This window comes from Povalibacter sp. (genome assembly GCF_036520495.1).
Classification (GTDB): Bacteria; Pseudomonadota; Gammaproteobacteria; order Steroidobacterales; family Steroidobacteraceae; genus Steroidobacter.
Map to the genome: position 1 here is coordinate 21,707 of NZ_DATDJO010000015.1, position 22,693 is coordinate 44,399.

Annotated in this window: 19 protein-coding genes; 4 read left to right on the forward strand and 15 right to left on the reverse strand. The window is 63.0% G+C overall.

The window, feature by feature from the left end:
* Window positions 1–24 precede the first annotated feature (24 nt).
* Complete coding sequence (locus VIZ63_RS04390) at window positions 25–1,125, forward strand: 3-keto-5-aminohexanoate cleavage protein (protein ID WP_331608293.1); 1,101 nt, start codon at window positions 25–27, stop codon at window positions 1,123–1,125.
* A 55-nt stretch (window positions 1,126–1,180) separates the two neighbouring features.
* Window positions 1,181–1,756 (forward strand): RBBP9/YdeN family alpha/beta hydrolase, encoded by a 576-nt coding sequence (locus VIZ63_RS04395; protein WP_331608294.1) that lies wholly within the window; start codon window positions 1,181–1,183, stop codon window positions 1,754–1,756.
* Between the two features lie 31 nt (window positions 1,757–1,787).
* Here the strand turns inward: VIZ63_RS04395 and VIZ63_RS04400 are convergent, their stop codons facing one another.
* The 5 genes from VIZ63_RS04400 to VIZ63_RS04420 all read right to left on the reverse strand — a co-directional run bounded on the left by VIZ63_RS04400 (window position 1,788) and on the right by VIZ63_RS04420 (window position 9,294).
* Window positions 1,788–2,795 carry a YeiH family protein gene (locus VIZ63_RS04400; protein WP_414703773.1) on the reverse strand — a complete coding sequence of 336 codons (1,008 nt, stop codon included), beginning with the start codon at window positions 2,793–2,795 and terminating at the stop codon, window positions 1,788–1,790.
* 26 nt (window positions 2,796–2,821) lie between these two features.
* The gene (locus VIZ63_RS04405) at window positions 2,822–4,111 is read right to left on the reverse strand and encodes an MFS transporter (RefSeq protein ID WP_331608296.1); all 1,290 of its coding nucleotides are present in this window, start codon (window positions 4,109–4,111) and stop codon (window positions 2,822–2,824) included.
* Between the two features lie 6 nt (window positions 4,112–4,117).
* A complete protein-coding gene (locus VIZ63_RS04410; protein ID WP_331608297.1) occupies window positions 4,118–5,098 on the reverse strand; it encodes a quinone oxidoreductase in 981 nt (326 codons plus the stop codon).
* 84 nt (window positions 5,099–5,182) lie between these two features.
* Window positions 5,183–6,805, reverse strand: coding sequence for a long-chain fatty acid--CoA ligase (locus VIZ63_RS04415; RefSeq protein ID WP_331608298.1), 1,623 nt, complete (start codon window positions 6,803–6,805; stop codon window positions 5,183–5,185).
* Window positions 6,806–6,909: 104 nt separating this feature from the next.
* Window positions 6,910–9,294: a TonB-dependent receptor gene (locus tag VIZ63_RS04420; protein ID WP_331608300.1), complete on the reverse strand. Its 2,385-nt coding sequence runs from the start codon at window positions 9,292–9,294 to the stop codon at window positions 6,910–6,912.
* 291 nt (window positions 9,295–9,585) lie between these two features.
* Between VIZ63_RS04420 and VIZ63_RS04425 the strand changes: the two genes are divergently transcribed.
* Both VIZ63_RS04425 and VIZ63_RS04430 read left to right on the forward strand, forming a co-directional pair.
* Window positions 9,586–10,578 (forward strand): AraC family transcriptional regulator, encoded by a 993-nt coding sequence (locus VIZ63_RS04425; protein ID WP_331608301.1) that lies wholly within the window; start codon window positions 9,586–9,588, stop codon window positions 10,576–10,578.
* Window positions 10,579–10,714: 136 nt separating this feature from the next.
* A complete protein-coding gene (locus VIZ63_RS04430) occupies window positions 10,715–11,314 on the forward strand; it encodes a mechanosensitive ion channel family protein (RefSeq protein ID WP_331608302.1) in 600 nt (199 codons plus the stop codon).
* 149 nt (window positions 11,315–11,463) lie between these two features.
* Here VIZ63_RS04430 and VIZ63_RS04435 read toward each other — a convergent pair whose 3' ends face one another.
* The 10 genes from VIZ63_RS04435 to VIZ63_RS04480 form a co-directional block, all read right to left on the reverse strand.
* Window positions 11,464–12,591: an enoyl-CoA hydratase/isomerase family protein gene (locus VIZ63_RS04435; protein ID WP_331608303.1), complete on the reverse strand. Its 1,128-nt coding sequence runs from the start codon at window positions 12,589–12,591 to the stop codon at window positions 11,464–11,466.
* An 89-nt stretch (window positions 12,592–12,680) separates the two neighbouring features.
* Window positions 12,681–14,705: a PAS domain S-box protein gene (locus VIZ63_RS04440; protein WP_331608304.1), complete on the reverse strand. Its 2,025-nt coding sequence runs from the start codon at window positions 14,703–14,705 to the stop codon at window positions 12,681–12,683.
* The gene (locus VIZ63_RS04445; RefSeq protein WP_331608305.1) at window positions 14,695–15,357 is read right to left on the reverse strand and encodes a chemotaxis protein CheX; all 663 of its coding nucleotides are present in this window, start codon (window positions 15,355–15,357) and stop codon (window positions 14,695–14,697) included. The genes VIZ63_RS04440 and VIZ63_RS04445 overlap by 11 nt, the downstream gene beginning before the upstream one ends.
* Window positions 15,354–15,737, reverse strand: coding sequence for a response regulator (locus VIZ63_RS04450; RefSeq protein WP_331608306.1), 384 nt, complete (start codon window positions 15,735–15,737; stop codon window positions 15,354–15,356). The genes VIZ63_RS04445 and VIZ63_RS04450 overlap by 4 nt, the downstream gene beginning before the upstream one ends.
* A gap of 306 nt (window positions 15,738–16,043) precedes the next feature.
* Window positions 16,044–18,254 carry a chemotaxis protein CheA gene (locus VIZ63_RS04455; protein ID WP_331608308.1) on the reverse strand — a complete coding sequence of 737 codons (2,211 nt, stop codon included), beginning with the start codon at window positions 18,252–18,254 and terminating at the stop codon, window positions 16,044–16,046.
* Entirely contained in the window at window positions 18,251–18,637 is a 387-nt protein-coding gene (locus VIZ63_RS04460; protein WP_331608309.1) for a response regulator, read from the reverse strand. Before VIZ63_RS04460 ends, VIZ63_RS04455 begins: the two co-directional genes overlap by 4 nt.
* Window positions 18,624–19,481 (reverse strand): protein-glutamate O-methyltransferase CheR, encoded by an 858-nt coding sequence (locus tag VIZ63_RS04465; RefSeq protein WP_331608310.1) that lies wholly within the window; start codon window positions 19,479–19,481, stop codon window positions 18,624–18,626. The genes VIZ63_RS04460 and VIZ63_RS04465 overlap by 14 nt, the downstream gene beginning before the upstream one ends.
* Window positions 19,474–20,097 carry a HEAT repeat domain-containing protein gene (locus VIZ63_RS04470; protein ID WP_331608311.1) on the reverse strand — a complete coding sequence of 208 codons (624 nt, stop codon included), beginning with the start codon at window positions 20,095–20,097 and terminating at the stop codon, window positions 19,474–19,476. Before VIZ63_RS04470 ends, VIZ63_RS04465 begins: the two co-directional genes overlap by 8 nt.
* Complete coding sequence (cheB, locus tag VIZ63_RS04475; protein WP_331608312.1) at window positions 20,081–21,181, reverse strand: chemotaxis-specific protein-glutamate methyltransferase CheB; 1,101 nt, start codon at window positions 21,179–21,181, stop codon at window positions 20,081–20,083. Before cheB ends, VIZ63_RS04470 begins: the two co-directional genes overlap by 17 nt.
* The gene (locus VIZ63_RS04480) at window positions 21,178–22,692 is read right to left on the reverse strand and encodes a chemotaxis protein CheW (protein ID WP_331608314.1); all 1,515 of its coding nucleotides are present in this window, start codon (window positions 22,690–22,692) and stop codon (window positions 21,178–21,180) included. The genes cheB and VIZ63_RS04480 overlap by 4 nt, the downstream gene beginning before the upstream one ends.
* Window position 22,693: the final 1 nt, after the last annotated feature.

Below are 22,693 nucleotides of genomic sequence, written 5' to 3' on the forward strand. Positions count from 1 at the left end.
GTTCAGACCAGAAGGAAACACCGCATGAATTTCCTCGATGGATCACTCTTTCCCGAGAACCAGCAAAACCTTGTCATCACGGTTGCGCCGTATGGACCGGAGTGGATGCCTGCCGACTTCCCGGAGGACATTCCCGTGACGATGGAGCAGCAGATCCAGAAGGCCGTGGATTGTTACAACGCCGGTGCGACGGTTCTGCACCTGCACGTGCGCGAACTCGACGGCAAGGGCTCGAAGCGCCTGTCGAAGTTCAACGAACTGCTGGCCGGCATTCGCGCGCGAGCTCCCGATCTCATCCTGCAGGTCGGTGGTTCGATCTCCTTCGCGCCCGAGAGCGATGGCGAGGCTGCAAAATGGCAGTCGGACGACACGCGCCACATGCTCGCCGAACTGCAGCCGACGCCGGACCAGGTGACGATCGCGATCAACACGAACCAGATGAACATCGTCGAGCAGATGGTGCCCGCCGATCTCGCCGGAACCTCGATCGGTGAACCGGCGCTGTATCGCGCCTATCGCGAGATGACGATTCCCGCCGGTCCCCAGTGGGTCGAAGAGCACATTCGCCGTCTCTGCGCAAATGGCATTCAGACCCACTTCCAGCTCGCCAACATCACGCAGCTCGAGACAGTGGAGCGCATGATGCGCCGCGGCACGGCGAACGTGCCGTTGATCCTCACGTGGGTGGCCATCGGCGGCGGCTTCGATGCGCCCAACATCTACAACCTCGCCAACTTCGTGCGGGCCTGCCCGGACGGCTCCGTGCTCACGCTCGAGACCTCGATGCTGAACGTGCTGCCGCTCAACATGATGGCAATCGCCATGGGTCTGCACGTGCGTTGCGGCATCGAAGACAACCTGTGGACCCAGCGGCGCGACCGCAAGATGACCTCGGTCGAACAGATAGAACAACTCGTGCGCATCTCGCGCGAGTGCGGACGCGAGATCGCCACCGCCCAGCAGGCGCGTGAAATCTATCGCATCGGCACGTTCTACCAGACTGCGGACGAGACGCTGGCCGCCAACGGCTTCGCGCCCAACCGCAAGCCTGACCAGCGTGGATTCACCCAGTACGCCAGTGCGCCGGTTCGCCCGGCCGCAGTCCCGCGCAGAGTCGCGATCTGATTCCGATCTGATCGGCCGAGAGCTCGCGGCGGCTACTCTCGGCCAGCGAGGTCCGATGTCATCCCCTGTACCGCTGTTGATCGTTCCCGGGCTGCGGGATCACGTCGCAGATCACTGGCAGACCTTGCTCGCCCGGAAACTGGCGCCGCAACGTCTCGTGTGCTCCGTGCCGCCGCTCGGTCGCGAGAACCTGAGTTGCGAGAAGCGAATCGACGGGATCCAGCAATCGCTCGAATTTCTTCAGGGCCCTGTCATCGTGATAGCGCACAGCGGCGGCGTGATCTCGTTCGTTCACTGGGCGCAGAAATATCATCGTATCGGCATTGTCGGCGCATTACTGGCGGCGCCCGCTGACCTGGAAACGCCGTTGCCCGCGGGCTATCCCTCAGTCGAGGAATTGCGAAACGACAGGTGGCTGCCGGTGCCGCGTTCGAAGCTGCCGTTCCGCAGCCTTGTCGCGGTAAGCAGCAACGATCCTCTGGCGGAGCAGTCGCGCGTCGAACAATTCGCACGCGACTGGGGCAGCGAATGCGTGCACCTCGGCGCCGTCGGGCATTTGAATCCGGCGGCAGGATTCGGCGAATGGCCGCAGGCGGAGGAACTCATCGCACGATTCGATCGGCTGGCGTGAGCGAGCATATGCATGAATCGGCGCCGTCGCTTCACCCCAGCCAGTGAGACAGTCCGAGCACGAGACCCGCCAGCAGCACGGTCTCGATCATCATCAGGATCACGGGTTTCAAGCCGACGGCGGCAAGCTCTCGCAACTGAGTCTTCATGCCGATCGCACTCATGGCGATCGCCAGGCACCAGCGGGAAACGTCGCTTCCGGCATCCCGTACTGCCGGACCGATCCACCCGATGCTGTTGATCGCAGCGAGGATCACGAATCCCACGGCAAACCAGGGCAGCAGCGGCGGCCGGGCCCCTCCCCCATCACCCCGTGCGCGCGTGATCATGGCGGCACAAACGATCACCGGCAGCAGCATCGCAACGCGCATGAGTTTGACGACGGTGGCCACATCTCCGGTCTGTTGCGACATGCTGTAGCCAGCGCCGACGACTTGTGCAACGTCGTGAATGGTGCCGCCGATGAATACGCCGGCCGCTGCCGGCGACAGACCGAGCAAATGAGCGATCAGCGGGTACGCGATCATGGCCAGCGTCGACAGTGCGGAAACGCCGATCACCGTGAAGGTCGTCGCCTTCTCCTTGGCAGGATGCGCCGGAAGCGCTGCAGCCAGAGCCAGCGCGGCTGATGCGCCGCAGATGGCGGTGGCTGCGCCGGTCAGGAAGCCGAACAACGTGTTGAAACGCAGCCATCGCGCCAGCAGTGCCGACACCAGAATCGTGACGATGAGCGAGACGATGACGATGACCGGCGGCTGCCACCCCAGCTGCGCGATCTGATCGAACGTCACGCGGATACCGAGCAGCGCGACGCCGATACGCAGGATGGCGCGTGAAGAGACGTCGATGCCTGCGGCGCTGCGCGTCTCTCCAGAAAGGAAGTTCATCGCAATGCCCAGCAACAACGCGAACAACATCAGTGGCGCGTGGTAGTGCTCGGCGAGGAACGTCGCCGCCGCGGCAACGACCACCGTCACAGTCAGCCCCGGCAGCAATACGCGACCACGCTCCTGCAGCACAGCGATGGCATCGCGGAACATCGAGAGTGTTGCCGGAACCATGGGACCTATGCCACGCCGACGCGCATGGCGGTGTGCTGCAGATCCCCGCGGTAGCAACGCATCGCGCAAGCAAAGATGAAAGCGGATACGAGACAGACGAGCGGCACGAGCTGCAGCGCCGTGGTCAGGTCGTAGGCGTCGGCAAGGAGGCCGACCACGATCGGCCCTGGCGCCAGTCCCAGCAGATTGTTGGCCAGCGACAGCGTGGCAAATGCGGTTCCATGAATCGGCGCCGGCGTCAGATTGGCGACCATCGCACCGGCGGGCCCGACAGTTCCGGCGCCGAAGAACATGCCAATACCGATCAGCATCAGTTGCGGCATACCGGCTGGCAATTGGAAGGCCATTGCCAGCAGCACGAAGCAGATCAGGCAATACGCAATGGCGAGCGACAGTTTCGCCGACGGCGAATCGCGGCCGATCCGGTCGCAGAGATTGCCGCAGAGCATCATCCCCGCGGCGCTGCTCAACACGAACACGGCAGCGACCAGCCCAGACTGCGCAACCGGCATGCCATAGGAACGGTTCAGATAACTGGGAAGCCACGCGAGCAACGCGCCACTGACGAATACCTGCACGCCGCTGCCGAGATACGCGCAGATGACGGAGCGGCTGCCGACGATTTCGCGCAGCCTGGGTCGCGGGTCCCTCGCTGTTCCTTTCGGGCCCTTCGGCGCAATGCGCCTCTCGCTGACGACGAGCGGATAACAGATCGTCAGCAGCATGCCGATCATCGCCATGCCGCCGAAGGCACTGCGCCACCCGAACTGTTGCGCGAGCAGGCCGCCGACGGAAATCCCCAGGACCGAACCGATCATGCCGCCGGCGAGAAACATCCCGGTGATCGTCGCGCGCAGGCGAGCTGGAAACACGGTGAGGACGACCGCGAGGCCGACGCTGCCATAGGCCGCCTCGCCGACTCCGACGAGGAAGCGCGCGACGAACATGTGCCCGAAGTCCTGCGCAATCGCGCAGCCCAGCGTCGCCAGGCTCCACAGGGCTGCCATCAGCACCAGGCTGCGGATACGCCCCCATCGATCGGCCAGCAGCGACAGTGGCAGCGCCAGCACGCCGACGGCGAGCGAGACGATGCCGCTCAGCGTCCCGAGCTGGGCGTCGGACAACAGCCACTGCGCCTTGAGATGCGGAAACACGACGTTCAGCACCTGCCGGGACATGTAGTCCGACAACAGCAGACAGAACGTCACCGCGAATACGACCCACGCATACCTGCGCGATACCGGCGACGCATCGATGTCGCTATCGAGCGCGGCACTTCGGCGAGAAAGTTCCATGGATCGCTAGATGACGAAAATGGAGGACCCGGTGGTCCGGCGCGATTGCAGATCGCGATGCGCCGCCACGGCATCCTCCAGCGCGTAGTGCTGATTGATCTCGATCTTGATACGACCGCTGCCGACGTGATCGAACAGCTCCTGCGCGAGCGCTGCCTTTTCGACCGGATCGGCGATGTAGTCCGCCAGCGCCGGCCGCGTCAGGAACAGCGAACCCTTGATGGCGAGCAACTGCGGATCAAACGGCGGAATGGTTCCCGAGGCCGTCCCGACGCTGACGAGCAGGCCGCGACGCTTGAGCGAATCGAGCGAGGCCGTGAAGGTGTCCTTGCCGACGCTGTCGAAGACGACATCGACGCCGACGCCGTCAGTCAGTTCGCGTACGCGCTTCGCGACGTCTTCGCGCGCGTAGTTCACCGTATGCTCACAACCGTAGGCACGCGCCAGGTCGGCTTTGGCATCGGTCGACACCGTGCCGATCACGGTGAGGCCGAGCAGTTTCGCCCATTGCGCCACGATCAGTCCGACGCCGCCGGCTGCAGCGTGCAGCAGCACCGTATCGCCGGGCTTGTGATCGCGGATGCGTCGCATCAGATAGGCCGCCGTCAGTCCTCGCATAGTCATCGCCGCCGCCGTTTCGAATGCGATGGTGTCGGGGAGCCGGATGAGCGGCGCCGCAGGAATCAACCGTTCGGTGCTGTAGGCGCCGAGCGTGTTGATGAAGCCGGTGTAGGTGACGCGATCGCCGACAGCGACGTTGCCGACGTCGTGGCCGATGGCCGTGACGGTGCCGGACGCTTCGACGCCGATGCCGCTCGGACGAGGCACGGGATAAATGCCACTGCGGAAATAGGTATCGGCAAAGTTGAGCCCGACGGCCACGTGACGGATGCGCACCTGACCCGGACCCGGATCGCCGACTTCGACCTCTTCGAGGCGCAGCACTTCAGGACCGCCGATGTCATGGAAACGAACTGCTCTGGCCATGAGTCTCTCCGCGGTCGCCGCTGCCATGGATGAAGATAAACGTGAGTGGCCCGGCAGGCCACCTCCCCGGGCGACAGCGGCTGTTCATTTCATGACAGCGGCATGCTGTTCACGCAGGGCGCGCTTATCCAGTTTTCCGGTCGCTGTATGCGGCAGCGTGTCGACCTGGACGATGGTTTCAGGAAGCCACCAATCGGCAATATGGCGGGCGAGGCAATGACGCAACGAGCCTTCGTCGACGCGCGTGCCATCTTTGCTCACGACGTAGAGCACCGGCCGCTCATCCCATTTCGGATGCGGGACGCCAATGACCGCAGATTCCTGCACCAGCGGATGCATCAGTGCGGCATTCTCGAGATCGATCGAGCTGATCCATTCGCCGCCCGACTTGATGATGTCCTTGGCGCGGTCGGTGATCTGCAGGTAGCCGTCCCGGTCGATCGTTGCGACGTCGCCGGTGTCGAACCATCCGTGTTCGTAATGCGCAGGACTATCTGTGTGCTGAAAGTAGCCGCGACACACCCACGGCCCGCGAACTTTCAGATATCCGGACGTGACGCCGTCCCAGGGAAGTTCGTGGCCGTGGGCATCGATGATCTTCAGTTCGATGCCGAAGATCGGCTTGCCCTGCTTGAGCCGGGTCTCGATGTCGGCCGAACGAGGTGCGGTGTTGACGGTGCCCAGCGGGCTCATCTCCGTCATACCCCACGCGTGTAGAACATCCACGTCGTGTTCGTTCTCGAAAGCTTCGAGCAGCGCGCGCGAGCAGGCCGAGCCTCCGACGATGACGCGTTCGAGGCTCGGAACGCCGAGCCGCTTCGTGCGCAGGTACGCGAGCAGATTGATCCACACCGTGGGGACGCCGGCAGCGCAAGTCACGCGTTCCTCGTTGATGAGCGTCGCCAGTATTGCGGCATCGCCCATCTTCGAACCGGGAAGCACCAGTGTCGCGCCGGATGCCGGAACCGCATAGGGCAACGACCAGGCATTGACATGGAACATGGGCACGACGGCCAGGACGACGTCGCGCGGCGACAGTGCGAACGCCGTCGGCATCGTCACGGCGTACGTGTGCAGAACCGTCGAGCGATGGCTGTAGAGAACGCCCTTCGGCGCTCCCGTCGTCCCGGAGGTATAGGCGAGCGCACAGGCGGCATCCTCGTCCAGATCCGGAAATGAAAATTCGGGCGAAGCCGCCGCGAGCAGATCTTCATAACAGAGCCATCGCAGCGTCGTGCCGTCGAGCACCGACCGGTCGCCGGTCAGTGCGATGAAGTGGTCCACTGTGCGCAGTTCGGGTGCAAGCTTCTCGACCAGCGGCACGAACGCAGGATCGACCAGCAGGACACGATCCCTCGCGTGATTCGCGATGTATTCGATCTGCGCGGGGAACAGCCGCGGATTGATGGTGTGGCAGACGTATCCCGAGCAGGAGATCGCGTAGTACGCCTCCAGATGCCGATGGTCGTTCCAGGCGAGCGTCCCGACACGTGTCCCCGACGGCAGCCCAAGATTGTGCAGTACGTTGGCGAGCCTGCGCACGCGCTGAAATGCTTCCCGCAGGGTGTAGCGATGACGCGAGTTATCTGCCGTGATGGAGACGATGCGACTGTCCGGACACACGCGTTCTGCGTGCCGCATGACGCTGGCGAGCGTCAACGGGATGGCCATCATCTGGCCGTGGACAACGGGATTGATTTCCACCATGGATCCACTCGATGGTCAACGAAGAGTTGCGGCCGTACGCGAGCGAGTACGGTCGCTGGATCTCCTTCGGACCCGGCGTTGCACCGGACCCGAAGGCTTCTGGATCAGTACTTCGCCTGAACGGTGATGCCGTATGAACGCTCGGCACCCAGGTAGTTCTGATAGGTGCCATCCGCCAGAGTCGCGAACAGATTCGACTGTGCGGTCTGCGTGATGTAGGTCTCGTCCGTGAGATTGCGCACCCAGGTCGACACTTCCCACGCGCCCTGCCGCCAGCCGAGCCGCAGATTCGCAATCGCGTAGCCATCCTGTTCACCGTGATTCGGATCCAGTTCCGAGGTCACGTTCTGATCGCCGACCCAACTGCCGTCCAGACGCGAGAACACGCTGCCCGGACCGATATCGTGCTCCCATGTGAGGCCCGCGGTTGCGGTCAGCTTCGGTGCGAACGGCAACGTCTCGCCCGAGAGATCGCAACCACCCGTGGTGGGATCATCCGGCGCGCGGCCCGAGTAGCACGATCCCTGCGTGTACTGTTCGTACGTTGCCTCGGCGTAAGTCGCCGACATATCCAGCGTCAACCCAGCCGTGAGACGCGCGGTCATGTCCGCTTCCAATCCCTGCACGCGAACCTTCTCGGCGTTGTTGACCAGGAACTGCAGACCGATGAACGAGGCCGACTGGAAATCGTCGTAGTCCGCGAGGAACGCCGCGGCATTCAACCGCACCCGACCGCCCCACTGCGTCTTGGCGCCAACCTCGTAGCTGATGACGTCTTCGGAATCGAACGGACGTCGTGCCAGCGGCGTATTGCCGAAGCCGCCGTTGTAGCCGCCGCCCTTGAATCCGGTCGCCACGGTGGCGTATGCCATCGCGTCCGGCGTGAAGCGATACACGGTGTTGAAGGTGCCGGTCACCGCATCCCAATCGTCATCGAGTGAGAACGAAGCAGCGGCAGGAGTCAGCAGACGCACGGGAAGAGACAGTCCGGCAAGCGGTCCAGGGGCGGAAGTGAACGGCGTGTTCGTCAGCGAAACGTCCTTTTCTTCCAACGAGTAGCGCAGGCCAAGCGTGACCGCCAGACGATCCGTCACATCGACGGAGCTTTGCGCGAAAGCGCCATAGCTCTTGCTATCGGAGATTTCGTAGAAGTCGCCCGTATCACCCGGCAACCCGAAGACCGGCACGTTCGGCAGCGTCGGCGAGGCGATGCCAGCGGCAACGCCCAGTTCGTCGATGGCCTGGCCCAGCGTGAATTCATGACGATCCTCGTCGCCGCGCTGGAAATGATTGTCGTAGAAGTAGAGTCCGCCGAGCCAGGTGAAGCGGCCGCCCGAACGGGAATTGATCCGCAGTTCCTGGCTGAACGTTTCGCCGGTCTGGAAATCGCGATAATTCACCAGATCGAGCCCGGTCTGGCCCGCGTCGTTCCAGCGCTGAGTGATGTCGTAGACGTCGTAGCTCGTAAGCGAAGTAAGCGTGAACGCATCGGCCGCGAACTCGATCGACGCAATCGCTTCGTCGGACTTCTGCTCGAACTCGAGCGGCGCGAGCGCCTGTACACGGCGGTTCAGGGGATCGTTGTCGAGGATCGGCTGGGCGTTCGTGTTGATGATGCCATCGGCCAGGCCCGGGCCGTCGGCAGCACCAATCCCGGTGGGATTCGCGACGGTGGCGTTGACCAGCGCGGCGACGGCGGGACCGTAGTACATGTCCGCCAGCGCGGGCTTCATATCGCGCTCGACGTGCGAGCCGATCAGGCGGATCTGCCACGCATCGGCGGGCTCGAACAGCAACTGGCCGCGCACGGCGTACTGATTCAAGTCATCACTGTTCGCACCGATCAGATTTTCGGCAATCGCGTCACGACGCGATCCGGTCACGCTGAGCCGGGCAGACAGCGTGTCGGTCAGACCGCCCGTGACGTAGCTGCGGATGCCCAACAGGCCGTCGTTGCCGGAGGTGACTTCGCCCATCGCACCGACGGTCTGGCTCGGCAGCGCGGTGCGGACACTGATTGCACCGGCAGTCACGTTGCGGCCATACAGGGTGGATTGCGGTCCGCGCAGCACTTCGATCTGCTCGATGTCGGCAAGGTCTCCGAGTCCGAGACCGGAACGGGAACGATACGCGCCATCGATGAACAGGCCCGTATCGGGCTCGAAGTCAGGAATGTTGCCTTCATTGCCGATGCGGCGAATGCGATAGCTGGTATTGAAAGGATTCGAGTTGGTCGTCACGACCAGCGATGGCACGAGAACGGTCAGGTCCGCGACATCGCGGATTCCGGCCGTCTGGACCTGTTCCGCAGTGACGGCGGAGATGGCCATCGGCACATCCTGAATCGGCTCGGATGTCTTGCGGGCAATGACCTGGATTTCTTCGAGCGCGACAGTGGCGGTGTCCGCCGGTGCGGACTGGGCGCGCGTCTGCTGCGAACCGAGCATGGTTGCGACGGCGAGAGCGAGCAGCGAATACGATGTCTTCATCGAAAACCCCCAACGGCGCCTGATGCCGCGTGAGACGACGCGCCAGATGAACCTCTGGCGATTGGTGGAACCTGAAGCCGTGCGCGAGACTGTAGTGCGTCCGGCAAGTGGACCGCATTTCCTCTCATCGTTTGTTGTGACATCCACGGCGTCAGGCCCGGACGCAAAGCGTAGAGATCCTGCGCATATCCGTACTGTCCACGGGATGACAGGAGCTTTTCATTTCACGACACGAGGACTAGAGTCGTTCCGGCTCCATGCCCCTTTGCCGCACCTGCGATACGACATCCAATGATCCGCATGGTCCGCGCTGCCGCGCTCACGAACTACTTCGACGTGGCCCAGCAGGTCGGCCTGAATCCGCTGAGCCTCCTGAGCGAGGTCGGCCTCAACCGGACGATCCTGACCAATCCGGACCACAGGATTCCCGCCAGCGCAGCGGTGATGCTGCTGGAGGAATCGGCACGAATCGCTGAATGCCCGACCTTCGGCTTGCGCATGGCGGAGACGCGGCAGATCGCCGATTTCGGCGCCGTCGGACTGCTCGTCACGCATCAGCCGACGCTGCGCGAGGTGCTGCTCGCGCTCATCAACTATCGGCACCTGCTCAACGAGGCGCTCACTCTGCACATGAGCGACGCAGGCAAGCACGTCATCATTCGCCAGGAGATCGTGACGGATCTGCCCACCTACTCGAGGCAGGCGACAGAGCTGGCGCTGGGTGTATTGGCGCGAGCAGGCAGCGCGCTTCTGGGAAGTCACTGGCAGCCCGAGCGCGTGCTCTTCCTGCATGATGCTCCGGAAGACCTGCAGCTGCATCGCCGCCTGTTCCGCTGCAAGCTCGAGTTCGGCAGCGAGTACAACGGCTTCGTCTGCAGCGCCGCGGATCTCGACTATCCCTGCTCCGCCGCGAACCCGGCATTGGCGCGCTACGCAGAGCAACTTCTGCAGACATTACCGAAGGCCAGCGACAGGACGATCGAGGCGGAAGTACACGAGGCGATCTACCTGCTCCTGCCGATGGGACGGGCGACGGTCGAGCAGGTGGCGCAGAGTCTCGCGATGAACGTGCGCACGCTGCAGCGTCAGCTCGAGGAGCGCGGCGTCACCTTTTCGGATCTCGTGAACACCGTGCGGCGTGAGCTGGCAGTGCGCTACATCGAAAGCGGCCAGCACTCGCTCGGCCACGTGACCGAGTTGCTCGGCTACTCCACACAGACATCATTCACACGCTGGTTCAAGAACGAGTTCGGCGTGGCGCCGACGCAGTGGCAGAAGACCTGAAGAGATACGGTCGCAAGGCAGCTGTATTGCAACTTCTGCCGATCCGGCTCCGCCCGATTGGATCACCTTGCTCATCCACGTATCCTGCGCCTCCCTCCCGCATCAAGCACACAGCAGTTTCCGGAGATCCGTGACGATGAATGAATACTGGCCGGCGTGGGCCACTGAGTGGCTCAGCGTGATCGTGCCCGCCGCACAGGTGCTTTTGATCGCAGCCGTTGCATGGCTGGTGCAGCAAGTGGCGCGACGCGTGATGCGGCGGCTGGGGCAGCAGTACCTGCCCGCGGAGATGCTCGCCGTCACGCGACGTGTTACGGGCTTCCTGATCTACGCGGCCGCGGCGCTGCTGATGCTGCAGGTGCTGGGCGTTTCGGCAACTGTTCTGTGGACGGCGTTCACCGGCTTTGCCGCGGTGGCAGCTGTGGCGTTCTTCGCGGCCTGGAGCGTGCTGTCCAACATCTTCTGCGCGGTGCTGATCTACACCACGCGTCCGTTCCGGTTGTACGAACGCATCGAACTGCTCGAGAACGGCGACAAACCCGGCTTGAAGGGCCGCGTGACCGACATCAATGTGATCTACACCACGCTGCAGGAAGAGCGCGGCAACGATGAGGACGCCTCCACGCTGAAGATCCCCAACAGCCTGTTCTTCCAGCGCGTCGTACGCCGATGGGCGGGCAACGGCACGCGATCCGTTACGGGCGCGGCGACACGGACGGAGATCACGCGCGATTGATGAGTGTTTCGGCAGCGATTGGATCGCACCAGGAATGCCTTGGCCTGGATCTGCAGTTCACTGCAACTGGCCTTCTTTGCTTGGCGACGCCACCTTCGTCAGGCAACCGGAAACCCCCGCCCTCTGTCAAAGGGCAGGCCAGCATCAAGTCAGTCCAGATCTTCGAGCGGATGCGTCTGCAATGGCCAGCGCGGCTCGCTGAAGAATGACTCGATCCATTCCGGCGTGACTTCTTCGATGCGCGATGGCGACCACTGCGGATGGTTGTCCTTGTCGATGAGCAGCGCGCGCACGCCTTCAGCAAAATCCGGCCGCTGGCAGCAGCGGACGGCAACGGTAAGTTCGGTTCGGAAGACATCGGCCAGGCTGCGATCCGCCAGACGTCGTTGCAGTTCGAAACTCAGGGCGGCAGAGGTCGGCGAGCCCGTGCGCAATGTTGCGATGGCCGATGCCAGCCAGGGATCGCTGGACACGTGGCTCGTGATGTTCCGATACGTGTCAGCGAAGTCGCCGGTCACGAGCCTGTCGAGCAGTTCACCGTGCACTGCCAGCGGCGATTCCGGCACGCTAGCGCCAGCCTGCGCGCAGAACGATTGCAGCAGTACGTCCAGCGCTGTTGCATTGGCCGCGGCATCGTCGTGCCAACGGGACGTCTCCAGTCGATACCAGAGCGCATCGCGGCCGGTGTTGGCGATGAAGTAATCCGCGAGCCCCGTCGCGAGCGAGTCGTGCGCATCGAGCGTTGCGCCCGTCATGCCATAGAAGCGGCCGAGCGTGCGTGGCATGCGATCAAGGAAATGACTCGCGCCGACGTCGGGAAACAGGCCGATGCGCGTCTCCGGCATCGCAAGCTTCGAGGTTTCGGTGACGACGCGATGACTGGCGCCCGCCATCAGCCCGATGCCGCCGCCGAACACGATACCGCCGCCCCACACCAGCACTGGTTTTGGATATCGATGAATGCGGTAGTCGAGACTGTACTCCGCGGCGAAGAAATCGAGACCGGGAAGAACTGCTGGCTGCGCCTTGATGGATTCGAGCAGCTTGCGGATATCACCGCCTGCGCAGAACGCTTTCGGTCCCGCACCGCTCAGAACCACGATGGCGATACCGGCATCGTTCGCCCAGTCACGCAGCTTGCCGTCGAGCAACCGCACCATCTCCAGCGTCAGTGCGTTCAGCGAGCGCTCGGCGTTGAGCTGGGCGAAGCCGATGCGCTGCCCACCCGGCGTCGGGTGTTCGCGAAACAGCACCGTTGGATTCAGATCACTCGACATAAGAAGTACTGCTCTCGTTCATTGCGATGGGACCTGCGACATTCCGACTGAGAATGGAGAGCCGCGAAAGCATCCGTCGGTCCGGATCGTCAATTGCGTTCGATCATTTCCCGAATGCGCGCGGCGAGTTCGTCCATCGAGAACGGCTTGGTGATCATTTCCATTCCCCCATCCAGGAAAGCGCTGCCTGCCGCCTTCTCGGCGTAGCCGGTCATGAACAGCACGTTGAGATTCTGACGGGTCGCGATGCCGGCTTCGGCGACCAGTCGCCCGCCGATATCGGGCAGACCGAGATCGGTCACGAGCAGATCGATTCGTTGTGACGATCGCAGGATGCGAATGGCAGCAGTGCCGGTCTCGGCTTCGAGTGCGTAGTAACCAAGATCCTTGAGCACCTCGACCACCAGCACGCGGACCATTGGTTCGTCTTCGACCACGAGCACGACTTCATCGCTACCGGCACGCCTTTCCCGCCCGGCGACTTCTTCGGCGTGAACCTCGAGATCCCCGCGATATCGCGGCAGGCAGATCTCGATCGAGGTGCCCTTGCCTGTTTTGCTGTCGACCCGGACCGATCCTTCGGATTGCCTGACGAAGCCGTAGATCATCGACAGACCAAGCCCCGTGCCTTTGCCGATCGGCTTGGTTGTAAAGAAGGGCTCGAAGATTCGCGCCTGAATCTCCGGCGGCATTCCCGTCCCGGTGTCCGTGACCACCAGGCGTACATACTCGCCCTGCTTCACTTCCCGCGACCTGGCTTGTCCTGTATCGAGCACTGCATTGGCCGTCTCGAATAGCAGCGTCCCTCCATCGGGCATGGCATCGCGCGCGTTGATGGCGAGATTCAGGATGGCGTTCTCGAGCTGATTGGCGTCGCATCGCACCAGCCACAGGTCATCCGCGGACATTACGGTCATCTGCAGCGTTTCGCCGATGGTCCGACGCAGCAGCTCTTCTATCGATGCGATCAGTTGATTCACGTTGACCGGCCGCGGATCGATGGGCTGCTGGCGCGAGAAAGCGAGCAGACGATGCGTCAGGGAGGCGGCACGGTTGGCCGATTCCAGGGCCCCTGCGGCGAAACGGTCGATATCACCGATGCGGCCGCCCGAGATTCGTTTCTGAATCACGTGCAGTGCGCCCGTAATTCCTTGCAGCAGATTGTTGAAGTCATGAGCGATGCCGCCTGTCAGCTGGCCGATCGCCTCCATCTTCTGACTCTGGCGCAGTGCCTCCTCGGCCTTCATGAGCTGGGCAGTGCGTTCGTCGACCCGCTGTTCGAGCGTCTGATTCAGGTCGGCCAATGCGATCGCCGCGTTTCGCGCCAGTGCTTCGCTGCAACGCAACGCCGCATCCACCGCCCGCCGCTCGTTCACATCCCGCAGGATGACAGTCGCGAAGCCCTGCGAACCGATGTTCCATCGCGACGCCGAGGCTTCCACGTAACTCAATGAACCGTCCTTGCGTACGGCGATCAGTTCGCACGATCGAAATGAAATCGCGTCATTGATCACGGCCTGCAGCATCGATGACCAATCGCCCGCGGTGTCGAACAACAACGAGGAGCTCTTCCCGATCAGGTCACCCATCGCATAGCCGAACTGGGAAACGGCCGCCGAATTTGCCATCTGAATCAGGCCGCCGCTGTCTATCGACAGGATGACATCGGGTGCATTTTCGACGATGGCGTCGTAGCGCGCATTCTGCTGATCGCGCAGATACTTTTCACGCCTCGTGGCCATCGTCACGTCCGTGACGAAGATGAGGCACGCGGCGCCGGACCGCTCGCCTACGGGTGAAACAGTGATGTCGTGCAGGAGAGTGCGGCCGGATCGCGTACGCAACGGCAGCGGCGCGGGATTGAGCGTGCGGGAAATGACAGTGGATGCGCCCGATGCAAGCGCCGCCCTGACCGCGGTCGTCAGCCGGCGAAGATCCAGATCCGGAAACACTCCGGTCAGCGGTTTGCCCAGCACAGAGGCGACCGGATGCCCGGAAGCGAAAGCCATCCACGCATTCCAGCGGAGAATCCGCGCGTCCTGATCCAGAACGATCAGACCGCCGTTGACTGCGTCGAGAATGGCGTCTTCGGCGAGGTCTGCGTTAGCCGACATTGGACGATGGCACGTAGACCTGACCGGTGGTTCGCTCGATAAACGCGCCGATCAGGTCCTTCAGTGCAAGCTGCGAAGGAATGTCCAGCAGCATCGCGATGTAGCCGCGGATGTCGCGATTGCGAACCGCAAAATTGATGTGGATGAACAGCACGCTGTAGCCGGATTCGCGTGACGGTATCGCGGCGAAGAATTCGGCGCCGTCGCCGTAGATCACTTCGGGCAGAGAAATCCGCAGGCTGCGCTGCAGATTGTTGGCGATGGTGCCGAGGCAGCCGTTGAGCAGCACATTGCCTGTCTCGGCGAGCGCTTCCTGTTCGAGTTCGGCAATGTCTTCGAGAGAGAGATTTCCGCCCACGACGGCGCGCACCAGCTCCATGCTCTTGGTCTCGGGAAAAATCAGCAGCGCACGTCCGCTGATATCGCCTGCGAAGTCCTGCTGAACTGCCACCAGGCGTTTACTTTCCTGCTCACCGAGGGTTGCAATCGCCTGCTCGCGGGTGACGACTGCCACTTTCGGCACCGACAGCACGACTTCTTCGTGCACCATCTCGCGCAGACTCAGGGCAGCGCCGCTCACGCCCAGGTTGACCAGTTCGGTCAGGGCATCGAGTTCCAGTTCGGACAGGCTGATCGAAAATGCGCTCGTCATTCGGTGGCCGCGCTACGCTGCTCGACGGCAACGTTCAGGTAGTCGCCCAGCGCCCTCTCTGTCAGCGGCTTGGCCAGGAAGACTGCACCGGCTGCGCGGGCGCGGCCGATGACTTCGACCTGATGATTTGCAGATATCACGGCAATGCTCATGCGCGGATTCAGATCGCGCAACTCCGCCGCGAGGACGATTCCGTCCTTGCCGGGCATGTTGAAATCCAGCAGGGCAAATTCCGGAGAGGAATCGCGGACACGCGCGAGACCCTCTTCCGCATTCGCAGCCTCGAGCAGCACCCAGTCGGGATGCAGCGCCTTGAGGGCTTTCGCTGCCGCCATGCGGGCGAGTTTGCTGTCGTCGACAATCAATACTTTTTGGATCACTGTCGCTCTCAACTGAAAGTCACGGGTAGGTTTTGCAGGGTGCCCTGCTGCATGCGAGGCACGCTCAGGATCGACGTTGCAGCAGGGGGGCGACGATGTCTCTGAGAAAGCCGGAGACCGGCGCCCCGACCGGTGCGGCCTTTGCGACCAGCAATACCTGAATCACGGCAGTATGTGCGGATTCACAAGCGCTCCAGTCCACAGCCCCTGCGGGTGTCGTCAACAGACACTGCAGGAGAGCCTCGGCATCCTCGACGGGACAGGCTCCCGTCAGTTCGATCGTTCCGTTCGCGGACACTGCCACCGTCATTGGATCACCCCGTCCAGGTCCAGGACCAGCAGCACGCGCCCGTCTCCCAGGATGGTGGTTCCGGCAAGTCCGGGAATGCCCGACAGAAGGCCGTCCAGCGGTCTGAGCATGACTTCCATGGGTTCTCCGATCCGATCCACGCGGATACCTCCGAGCTGTCCGCCAAAGGTCGCAATGATCATAGCCGCATCCTCCTGGTCACGGGCTTCTTCCCTAACGCGCAGGACGCGTGCGAGTTCGAATACAGGAAGGGTGTGATTGCGATGGACGATCGCCTGGGCGGCGCCTATGCACGCAATGGATTCGATGGGCACGCGAATCGACTCGACGACCGCATCGAGCGGAATGCCGAACATCTGACCGCCCGCTTCCACCGTCATCACGTGCGACATCATCACGCTGAAGGGCAGCGTGAATCGGACCGTGGTTCCCTGGCCGTAACGACTTTCCATCGACACTCGCCCGCCGACCCGACCGACCGCCGTACGCACAGCGTCCATTCCCACGCCTCGTCCCGACAGTTCCGTCACGCTGGCGGCGGTCGAGAAGCCGGGAGCAAATACCAGGTCGACGATCTCCGCCTCCGACATCGCGTCCAGACTCTCGACAGTAGCGATGCCGCCCTCCAGCGCCACCTGGCGCACGCGAGCGATATCCACGCCATTGCCATCATCGTCGACTTCGATGAGAACGCGATCGCCCTGCCGCGATGCCCGCATTCGCAGCGTGGCGATCGCCGGCTTGTTTTTGCGCGCACGCACTGCTGCGTCTTCGATGCCATGATCCATCGCGTTGCGCACGATGTGGAGCAGCGGCTCGAACAGCATCTCGACAATGGCCTTGTCCGCTTCGGTCTCATCGCCCTCGATGAGGAGTTTCGCAGGCTTGGCCAGATCCGCCGAAATCTCCCGCACCATGCGCGGAAAGCGTTGCAGCACGGTACGCAACGGCAGCACACGCATTCCCAGTACTGCGCTTTGCAGTTCGCTGGTGATGTTGTCGAGAGCGCCGTAGTGCTTCTTCAATGTGCCGGCCAGTGAACTGGTGTCGGCCTGCGCAAGCTTGACCGCGTGTCCGATCGCGTTCCTCACGACCGTCAGCTCGCCGGTCAGGCGGATCAGTGCGTCCACCCGTTCGGCATCCACGCGCAGCGTTCGCGCCAGTGCTTCTGGACGCGACGGCGCCTGCGAAGTTGGTGCAGCAGACAGCGGCGCCTGGGCTTCCAGTGCCCTGGCGATCTGCTCCCGGAGGGCTCGCGGACTGTTGTCATCGAGACTTTGTCGCGTGGCATGCGCGATGAGATCGGCTTGCGCACCGAGCCCGCAATAACGCAGGACATTCGATGCGACCCGCCCCGCCGACGCGACGCGTCCGATGAAGGTGCGGCTCTCGACGCTGTCGAGGAAAACCAGCTGCGCCTTCAGCACATCCCGTGAAGTCGGCGTCAATGCCTGTTCCGATCCCTGCGGTCCAGCGGCAGCGAGCGCCACGACTTCGCATTCACCCGCATGGCCTTCGAGATGCGCTCTCACAGCCGGCCCGGTCGAGCCCGTCAACGCGGTCAGCACCAGGATGCTTTCAAATGGATCGAGCGCATCGAGGGTGGGCCACTCCTCGCCAACGGGCTCCGCTTCCAGCATCAGCAGCCCCGGTAGCGCTGCGATCAGCGCCATGGGATCTTCGCCGCGGAAAAAGCTGTCCGCGGGCGGGATGAAACGCACGGCCGTTTTCGCTTGCTGCCGCATGCCCGGATTGCGTTTCAGGAGCTCGTTCGACCAGGACGCAGAGGCATTCTTCTCAATGGCTGGAGCGAGGGGACGATCGTTCGTAACGCTGTGCACGAGCCGGGCTATGAGTGCATCGGCCTGAGCATCGGCGTCCGCTACGACCTCGCCCGACTGTTCCATGAGATCCAGCCAGCGGACGACCTGATCGAGACAGGCGAGACAGTCATTGATGACCCTGGCGGTCACGGCATGGTCTGCCGCACGTGAGTGACTCAGCGCGTCCTCGGCCGCATGAACGGCGCGTTCCATCGCGGCGAAGTCGACGATGCCGGCGCCACCCTTGAGCGTATGGAAGGCACGCAGGACTGCATCGAGAGCTTCTGGGTCCTGCGGCGATTTCTCGAGGATCGAAAGAGCAGCCGTGGCCTGCTCCACCAGGTCCCGGGATTCGAGAATGAACTGCTCGATGAACTCGTTCATCGCGGGACTCCGCAGAACATCGTGACGAACTCAACGAGGCGGTCGCGATCGATCGGTTTGACCACGTAGAAATTGGCGCCTGCGGCACGCGCCGCAGCGAAATCCTGCGGTTGCGCTTCAGTGCTGGTGACCAGCGCCGGGATCGACGACAGCGGCAGCTCCTTCTGTCGCAGTCGATCGAGGAATGTGAGCCCGTCCATCTGCGGCATGTTGACGTCGACGATCAGCATATCGGCGGGACAGGCCAGCAGCTTTTCGAGCGCTTCCAGGCCATTGAGGGCCTCCTCGACGTGGAAGCCGGCGTCCTCGAGGATGGATCGATAGTAAAGGCGCACCAGGCTGGCATCGTCGACCACCAGAACGGTTTTTTTATCGGTCCGCATGCGCGCCCCCGTCGGGTCGTTGGTAAACGATTGCATCCTCGAAGCGGCTCACGTCGAACAGCGGCGATATGCGGCTCATCGACTCACTGTGGCCCAGGCAGATGAAGCCGCCCGGCAGCAGGTTCTCATAGAGATTCTCCGCCGCAATGCGCCGTGACGCATCGTCGAAGTAGATCAGTACATTCCTGCAGAAGATGATGTCGAACCGCCCGTGCGGCCGGGTCTGCCTGGGTTCGACGATATTGACCTGACTGAAGCGGATGGATTCGCGCAGGTCGGCGATGATCTGCCAGCGCTCGGCGTCGATGGACACGAAATACTTTTCGATCAGGTAGGGCGACAGACGCATGAGCGAACGTTTGCCGAAGATACCTTCGCGCGCCAGACCCAGCACCCGGGTGTCGATATCGGAGCCGACGATCTCGATCTCGTAATCATCGACCAGTGCCCAGTTCTCCAAGAGCCACAGTGCAATGGAATAGGGCTCCTCGCCGGTGGAACATGGCACCGACCAGATCCTCAATGCCGCGTCGCTTCGTCGTGTGCGAATCCGGCTCCCCAGGAGGTCCGACGTCAGGCATTTGAGCTGATGGTCTTCGCGATAGAAGTAGGTTTCGTTCACCGTGAAGGTGTTGACGAAGAGTTCGATCTCTCCCTGTGCATCAGCACGCAAGCGGGCGAAATAATCGGGAAACGAATCGGAACCAGTCGCCAGCATTCGCTCCACCACGCGTCGCTCCACGTAGTACCGCTTCGCCTCGGTAAAGATCATTCCGGTACGGCGATAGAGAAATTCACAGAGCCTGCGAAATTCCTCCTGCGCAAGCGCCGGGAATTCAGACATGTGAAGCGCACTGAGCGCGGATGCGATCGGCTGCAATTCTGGTGGCGAACACCAGGAAGGGCGTGTCCCGGAAGCGTGCTGCGCAGTCCGCGAGTGCGGCCAGCGCTGTGGGGTTACCCACTTCCGCGAGTACCTCGACCGCTGCCGCGCAGACGTTGGGTTCGCTTTCATGCGCGAGCAGATCGCACAGCAATCGCGTGGCCTCCTCGCCCGGCAGGCTGCGTGCGATCTCGCTGCTGAGGACACGCACGTCGCTGTCGCTGTCATTCAATAGAGCCGGCAGGCGCTCGCGGACTGCCTCCGCCATGGCACGCAGCGCATCCAGGGCGCCAGCGCGCAGACTCGCATCGTCGAGCCGCAGCAGCGGTGTGAGTGCATCGACGCTTTGCGACGAATTCATGCAGGTCAGGCTGGTGAACATCGCCTCGCGCACCCGCGGGTCGGATTCGCTGCGCAGCGCCGTACCCAGCGCCTCTGCGGCCCCGTCGATCTGCGCCGCCGCGCGCGCCGCAGCCCAGCGCTGTTCCCGATCGTCGCTCACGAGCGCCTTCAGTACGTCCACTGCATCCGGATCGCGCGTCTGGGTGCGATCGGCGGGTTTACGAATGAGCGGCATTGGCAGGCACCAGCTTCTGCAGTTGTTCGGTGATCCTCGGCAACGGCACCACCCAGTCCGCGCCTCCTGCCCGAACCAGTTCGCCGGGCATGCCCCAGACCACCGCAGTTTCCTCGGCTTCGGCGATGGTCCTGCCGCCTTCGGCACGCAACTGGGCCATCGCCGCGGAACCGTCGTTTCCCATGCCGGTCATCAGAACACCGACGAGTTGACGGGCGGGCACGTGCTCCATCGCGGAGCGCACGAGTCGATCCGTGCTGGGATGCCAGGGATAGTCCGGCTTTGCCGGCGCAGGCATGGCGAACAGGCCTGCAGCCCGCCGCGACACCACGACATCCGCATCGCCGCGGGCGATATAGACGCAGCCGGCCTCGATCAACATCGGGCGTGTGACTTCGACGACATTCACCGAGCAGATGCCATCCAGTCGCCTGGCAAGCGGCCCGGTAAAACTCGCGGGCATGTGCTGCGCCACGAGGATCGGCCACGCGAAGGTCTGCGGCAGCGGCACCAGCAATGCTTCCAGCGCAGGCGGGCCACCGGTCGACGTTCCTACGAGCACGAGCCCGTTGCCAGGTACGCGCGCGCCCGTGGCAACCGGTCGAGTCGCCTTGAGCGCACCGGGCAACGTTGTCGGCGCGCTCCCGGATCGCAACTGGACGCGCTCGCGCAGTCTCCTGCTCGCGGGAATCCTGGCCGTTGCGGCCGAACGGATTTTCTCCAGAAGCGTCGGCGCGAATTGATCGATGCGCAGCGACACGGCTCCCGAAGGTTTCGGAACGAAATCGACGGCACCCAGCCGCAGCGCGTCCAGCGTCGAGTCGGCGCCCTCGGCCGTGACGGCAGAGACCATGACGACGGGACACGGACGCAGCACCATGATGCGGTCCAGACATTCCAGACCGTTCATCTGCGGCATGTTGACATCGAGCGTGATGACATCGGGCTTGAACGCCTCGAGTTGCTCGATCGCTTCCAGACCGTTGCGCGCAAAGGCGATTTCGAAGCCCGGCTCCTCGGTCAGCACCCGGCCGAACAGCTTGCGAACGAGCGCAGAATCATCGACGACCAGAACCTTGATCACACATTCGCCTTCTTGCTCGTCTCGTGGAACGTGTCCAGCAGTTTCCGTTCGGCCCGCGTCAGCACTTCGGTGGGGTCGAGCAGGAGCACGATGCGATTCGATTTTTCCAGATTGACAACGCCTCGTACCAGACGCGTCATCTCATCGGTCAGTTCCGGAGCCGGTTCGATACTGTCGGCAAAGATGCGCAGAACGTCGGACACACTGTCGACGATGAGTCCCGCACGATGGCGTTCCGTCCGGATGACCACCAGCCGGCGCGCCTCGGTGTCGTCGAGCGGCGGCATGTCGAAGCGACGGCGTTGATCGACGACGGGCAACACATCGCCGCGCAGGTTGACCACGCCTTCCAGGAACCTGGGCGCTTTGGGAACGCGGGTAATCTGCGATGGGACCTGTGCGACTTCCACGATCGTGTCGATCGGCAGACCGAACTCTTCATTGCCGAGGCGAAACACCAGGAAGATGAGTTGCGCGCGGTTGCCGGATTCGTCGGGCGATACCGGCGACTCCTGGCTGTTGTGACCGGCAACGAGTCTTTGCATGACGTCCTCCCGAAACAGCTGCTCGGGCGCAAGGATCGAGATCAAGCGGCGTCCGTTCTCGCCACGGTAGATCGATCGGATTCGCGACTCTCCACCCGTCCGTGCAGCGATCACGGGCGGGATGGGATCGACCAGGTCAGTGTCCGCAACGAGGATGGCGCGGGCGCGGTCAGCCACCAGCCCGACATGGGTGCCAGCGACTTTCACTACGACCACCTTCTCGCGATCGTCCGGAGCCTGCGGTGCGGCAAATCCCAGCAAGGTGCGCAGGGACAGCAGCGGCAACAGCGAGTCGCGGACCGAGACCACGCCAAGCACAGCAATTTCACTGCGCGCCACGGCCGTCAGCATCGCTGGCGCTTGCAGGATTTCCTCCACGGCGTCCAGCGGCAGCGCGAATTCCTGTCCGGCGACGTCGAACGTCACGAGCATTTCCGACGGTCTGGAATCGCGGGCGGCGGACTCCGCGCTGATCGAGGCCGCAACGTTCCGGATTGGCTGCGGGCGCGCCCGGTTGACAAAGGCAGCTTCGAGCAGAGCCTTGATATCCAGAATTTTCGCAACCGACTGGTCGCGGCCAATCGAAAACGCGCCCGTCAGTTTCTCGGCACCTTCCGCGCTCAGCTCTTTCTTGCGCGTCTCGATCTGCGCGGCGGCAACGGTTTCCAGTGTCTCCACCGAGTCCACGACCAGGGCAACCGGAGCGCCGACATCGAGAACGATCGCTCGCGCGCCTGGCGATTCGGCGGCAACGGGTTTGCCGAGCAACTCCCGCAGGCTGGCGACCGGAAGCACCGAGCCTCGCAGATTCGCGACGCCGAGCAGTGCCGCCGGACCCTGGGGAATGCGGGCGATCGCGGGCACCCGGATGACCTCGGACACATCCTCGCAGCGCAACGCGTACAGCTGCGCTCCGGCACGAAACGTCAGGAAGCGGACCGACGAATTGGTGATTGGCGTTTCCACC

Excerpts from the sequence above, each read along its gene's own strand:
- VIZ63_RS04440 (WP_331608304.1), bottom strand. The coding sequence starts at position 14,705 with ATGTCGGCTAACGCAGACCTCGCCGAAGACGCCATTCTCGACGCAGTC.
- VIZ63_RS04430 (WP_331608302.1), top strand. The coding sequence starts at position 10,715 with ATGAATGAATACTGGCCGGCGTGGGCCACTGAGTGGCTCAGCGTGATC.
- VIZ63_RS04435 (WP_331608303.1), bottom strand. The coding sequence starts at position 12,591 with ATGTCGAGTGATCTGAATCCAACGGTGCTGTTTCGCGAACACCCGACG.
- VIZ63_RS04420 (WP_331608300.1), bottom strand. The coding sequence starts at position 9,294 with ATGAAGACATCGTATTCGCTGCTCGCTCTCGCCGTCGCAACCATGCTC.
- VIZ63_RS04425 (WP_331608301.1), top strand. The coding sequence starts at position 9,586 with ATGATCCGCATGGTCCGCGCTGCCGCGCTCACGAACTACTTCGACGTG.
- VIZ63_RS04445 (WP_331608305.1), bottom strand. The coding sequence starts at position 15,357 with ATGACGAGCGCATTTTCGATCAGCCTGTCCGAACTGGAACTCGATGCC.
- VIZ63_RS04410 (WP_331608297.1), bottom strand. The coding sequence starts at position 5,098 with ATGGCCAGAGCAGTTCGTTTCCATGACATCGGCGGTCCTGAAGTGCTG.
- VIZ63_RS04390 (WP_331608293.1), top strand. The coding sequence starts at position 25 with ATGAATTTCCTCGATGGATCACTCTTTCCCGAGAACCAGCAAAACCTT.
- VIZ63_RS04470 (WP_331608311.1), bottom strand. The coding sequence starts at position 20,097 with ATGCCGCTCATTCGTAAACCCGCCGATCGCACCCAGACGCGCGATCCG.
- VIZ63_RS04395 (WP_331608294.1), top strand. The coding sequence starts at position 1,181 with ATGTCATCCCCTGTACCGCTGTTGATCGTTCCCGGGCTGCGGGATCAC.
- VIZ63_RS04405 (WP_331608296.1), bottom strand. The coding sequence starts at position 4,111 with ATGGAACTTTCTCGCCGAAGTGCCGCGCTCGATAGCGACATCGATGCG.
- VIZ63_RS04460 (WP_331608309.1), bottom strand. The coding sequence starts at position 18,637 with ATGCGGACCGATAAAAAAACCGTTCTGGTGGTCGACGATGCCAGCCTG.
- VIZ63_RS04455 (WP_331608308.1), bottom strand. The coding sequence starts at position 18,254 with ATGAACGAGTTCATCGAGCAGTTCATTCTCGAATCCCGGGACCTGGTG.
- VIZ63_RS04400 (WP_414703773.1), bottom strand. The coding sequence starts at position 2,795 with ATGTTCCGCGATGCCATCGCTGTGCTGCAGGAGCGTGGTCGCGTATTG.
- VIZ63_RS04415 (WP_331608298.1), bottom strand. The coding sequence starts at position 6,805 with ATGGTGGAAATCAATCCCGTTGTCCACGGCCAGATGATGGCCATCCCG.
- VIZ63_RS04465 (WP_331608310.1), bottom strand. The coding sequence starts at position 19,481 with ATGTCTGAATTCCCGGCGCTTGCGCAGGAGGAATTTCGCAGGCTCTGT.